At 68.3% G+C, this 3,661-nt stretch carries 2 protein-coding genes; one reads left to right on the top strand and one right to left on the bottom strand.

Annotation, left to right across the window (positions count from 1 at the left end):
• Window positions 1–269: 269 nt before the first annotated feature.
• Window positions 270–2,924, bottom strand: coding sequence for a TIM-barrel domain-containing protein (locus ACE3UY_RS02715; protein WP_374686016.1), 2,655 nt, complete (start codon window positions 2,922–2,924; stop codon window positions 270–272).
• 152 nt (window positions 2,925–3,076) lie between these two features.
• Between ACE3UY_RS02715 and ACE3UY_RS02710 the strand changes: the two genes are divergently transcribed.
• On the top strand, window positions 3,077–3,661 hold a 585-nt coding region (locus ACE3UY_RS02710), incomplete at its 3' end, for a cysteine hydrolase family protein (protein ID WP_374686015.1).

The following is a 3,661-nucleotide window of genomic DNA, read 5'->3' as shown; positions in this document are numbered from 1 at the left end:
GCGAGGATGGGGACTGGGGGGCTCGGCGGACGTGGACAAGATCAACGCACCCCCTAACGCCCGGGCAACTGTTTTGCCAGGTTTCCACTTCCGCAATTTGTCATCAGTTCATCTCAATTTGACAGAACAATTATAGTCAGGCCGGCTCAAAAGTCAATCGCGGGGAGATGGAACGCTGATAGCGCTGATTAAGAAGACGCTGATTCTCGCTGCTAAAAACATAGGGCTTGCACAGCGAAAATCAGCGTCCAATCCGCGTCCTCTGCGTCCTATTTGTTCACCCCCGGGCCGTCCAGCACGGTGGTGTGCAACCCGAAGTAGTCCAGCCGCAGCCGCCACTCGTCCCCCACCGGCCGCAGGGCCATGAAGCGCGGCGCGACGCCGTAAGCCGACTGGTAGCGATCCGGGGCGTACCACTTGCCCGGCCGCAGGCGCGAGAAGTGGTGGCGCACGTCCCCCAATTCGTGGTTGTTCCACAGCACCAGCAGGTGCGGGTCGGGCGCGCCGGTGACGTAATGCACCCCCGCCCCTTGCGTCACTTCCAGCAGCGCCCGCGCCTGGGAGTCGCACAGTTCGAGGCCGAAGTCGGCCAACCGGCCGGGCGTCTCGGCCAGCTCGCCCAGCCGCTCCCATAGCCGCAGCTTGGCCGTCGAGTCGAGCCGGAACGCGCGGATCAGCCGCTCCGCGCGCGCCACCGTGGGGTCGTGACGGGCGGCCAACTCGCCCTCGCCCGGCGCGGCCAGTGTCAGCCGGGCGGTCGCGGATGGGCCGGGCGTGAACGGCGCGAAGTCGGCCGTACGCCGGGCCGCGTCGTAGATGAGGGGCAGCGGCTCCGCCGGCCCATCGAGTGTCAGCGCGGCCTCGCCCGGCACGGCCACGCCGTGGACGTGGATGTGGTAGCGGCGCGAGTCGGGCAGCGGCGTCCGGTCGCCCTCTGGCGGGGACACCGTGACGTGGAGGCGGCCGTTTTCCTGACGCAGTTCGAAGTGAGTCAGGGCGAAAGCGCCGGTCTGATAGGCCAGGGTCTCGCCGTCATCCTCGTAAAGCTCGAAGTGGCCGTCGGCCCCGGCAAAGACGTGCAGGTGCAACTCCTCCGGGTTGCCCACCCCGCCCCAGCCGACGCGCGGCCCCAGCGGCACAACGCTGCCCGCGCGGGCGAAGACAGGGATGTCAGCCAGGTCGCCGTAGAGCGCGTACCAGGCGTCGCCCGCATAATACTCGCCGCTGAAGAAGTGGTACCAGTCGCCCGGCGGCAGCCACACCACCTGACGCGAGAGGCGCGTGTCGGGATCGGCCGGCGCGGTGTAGGGCGCGGCCAGCAGCGCCGTGCCGAAGAAGTACTGCTGCGGGCAGGCGTACGCCTCTTCCCGCTCGGGGTAGTCGTGGTACATCGGCCGGGCCAGGACACGCCCGTCCCGCTCGTTCAGCCAGGACATGGTGTACAGGTATGGGATGAGCGCGTGGCGCAGTTGCATGGCCTCGCGCGTCACCGCCAGCACCTGCGCGTCGTAGCCCCACGGCCGCCGCTCGTGGAACGGGTTCTTCGTGCTGTGCAGCCGGAAGACGGGACTGAAGACGCCATACTGCACCCAGCGCGTGTACAGTTCGCGATCTTCCACGCCCTTCATGTGGCCGCCGATGTCGTGACTCCACCAGCCGTAGGCGACGTTGGCCGCCGTGGCCGTCAGGTAGGGCTGGAAGGCCAGCGACGCCCAGGACACCACGCTGTCGCCGGAGAAGCCGATGGGATAGCGGTGGTTGCCCAACCCGCCCCAGCGCGAGAAGACGAACGGCCGCTTGCCGTCGCGGGCCAGGTCATAGAAGTGCAGGTGGTTCAACCACCACAGCGGGTCCAGCCCGCCGACAGAGGTCTGTGTGCCCTGCTGCCAGTCCATCCACCAGAAATCGACGCCGATGGCCTCCTGCGGGTGGTGAAGTACCTCAAAGTAGGGGCCGGTGAAGTCGGGGTTGGCGATGTCGAAGGGGATGTCCGCGCCCATCTCGGGGTCGAGGCCCAACCGCGCGCACATCTCCCGGTAGGCGGACTCGTGCGGCCGGATGCCCAGCGCCGGGTGCAGGTTGAGCGCCGTCCGCAGCCCCTCGCCGCGCAGCCAGCGCAGGAAGTCGGGGGGATCGGGAAAGTATTCGTTGTTCCAGGTGTAGCCCGTCCAGCCGCTGACGCCCTCGCCAACGTTGACCAGGTGCCAATCCATGTCGATGATGCAGACGGACAGCGGCACCTCGTGGGCGCGGAACTCGGCCATGAGCGCGCGCAACTCGGCGTCGCTGTAGGCCCAGTAGCGGCTCCACCAGTTGCCCAGCACCCAGCGTGGCAGCAGCGGCGTGGGGCCAGAAACGGCCATATAGTCGCGCAGGGCGTCATTGTAGGCGCGACCGTAGCCGAAGAAGTAGAGGTCGGTCGCCTCCACGTCGCGCGGGTGCAGCCAGCCGGCGTCGTCGAAGACCAGAGACCGGCCGTCATCGACCACCACCCAGCCATCGCGCGACAGCAGGCCCGGCTCCAGCGGGGCCGCGCCGTCCACCTCGTCGAGCGTGCGCCGCGTGCCCCGCAGGTTGCCGGCATCCACGTCGCCGTAGCGCCAGGTGTGGTCGAGGGCCGGCAGTGTGACGGCGAGCGTCTGGGCGCTGAATGGCGCGCCGCCGCCGGCGTACTCCAGGCGCAGGTGCTCCGTCGTCAAGGTCAGCCGGCCGCTCTCCTCTTCCACGTGGAAGTCGGGCACGGGCTGGCGGCGGAACCAGAAGACCTGGCTGGGGCGATCCTCGAAGCGGGCGTCCGGGTCATACTCCATACGGATCAGCCGCGAGGTCAGGACGGTAAAACGGGCCGGGCCGCGGACGACGATGGCGCGGGCGTCGGCCAGCGCGTCAAAGGTCACACGTGAGTAAGCGGATCGAGTAGTCACGGGCGGCATTATAACCCCGCGCCCGCCCCCATCGCCAACCTCGCCCAAGCCGACTATAATCCTTTTGTATATGCTGCTTACTCGGAGCCGTCTTCCGAGAATCTGCCTAATCTGCGAAATCTGCGGATGATTCCTCTTCTTCAGGAGCTTCTATGGACACCGCCCTACTCGTAATCGACGCCCAGGTGAACATGTTCCAACCCGACCCGGTGTACGACGCCGACCGCGTGCGCGCCGCCATCCGCGATCTCATCGTCCGCGCCCGCGCCGCTGGCGCGCCGGTCGTCTTCGTCCGCAACAACGGTGGGCCGGGCGACCCCGACGAGCCGCGCACCGCCGGCTGGGCCATCCACCCCGACCTGGCCCCGGCCGGCGGCGAAGTCCTCATCGACAAACATACTCCCGACGCCTTCCACCAAACCAAGCTGTCCGGCGTGCTGGCCGAGCGCGGCGTCGGGCAACTGGTGCTGGCCGGGATGCAAACGGAGTACTGCATCGACACGACCTGCCGCCGGGCGTTCAGCCTGGGTTACGAAGTGACGCTGGCCGCCGACGCCCACAGCACCTATGACGGCGTGCTGCCGGCGGCGCAGATCATCGCCCACCACAACGCCGTGCTCAACACCTTCGCCGCCGTGCGGCCGGCGGCGCAGATCGCCTTCGAGGCTGCGCCGCCGCTGTCCATCAAGGCCGAGGCGCTGACCGGCGCGGACTTGTCGGCCATCCGGGCCGGCCTG

Origin of the sequence: Promineifilum sp. (SeqCode) (genome assembly GCF_041918635.1) — a bacterium.
Taxonomy (GTDB): Bacteria; Chloroflexota; Anaerolineae; order Promineifilales; family Promineifilaceae; genus Promineifilum.
The sequence above is the reverse complement of the archived record's forward strand: the minus strand, read 5'-3'. Positions and strand labels throughout refer to the sequence as shown.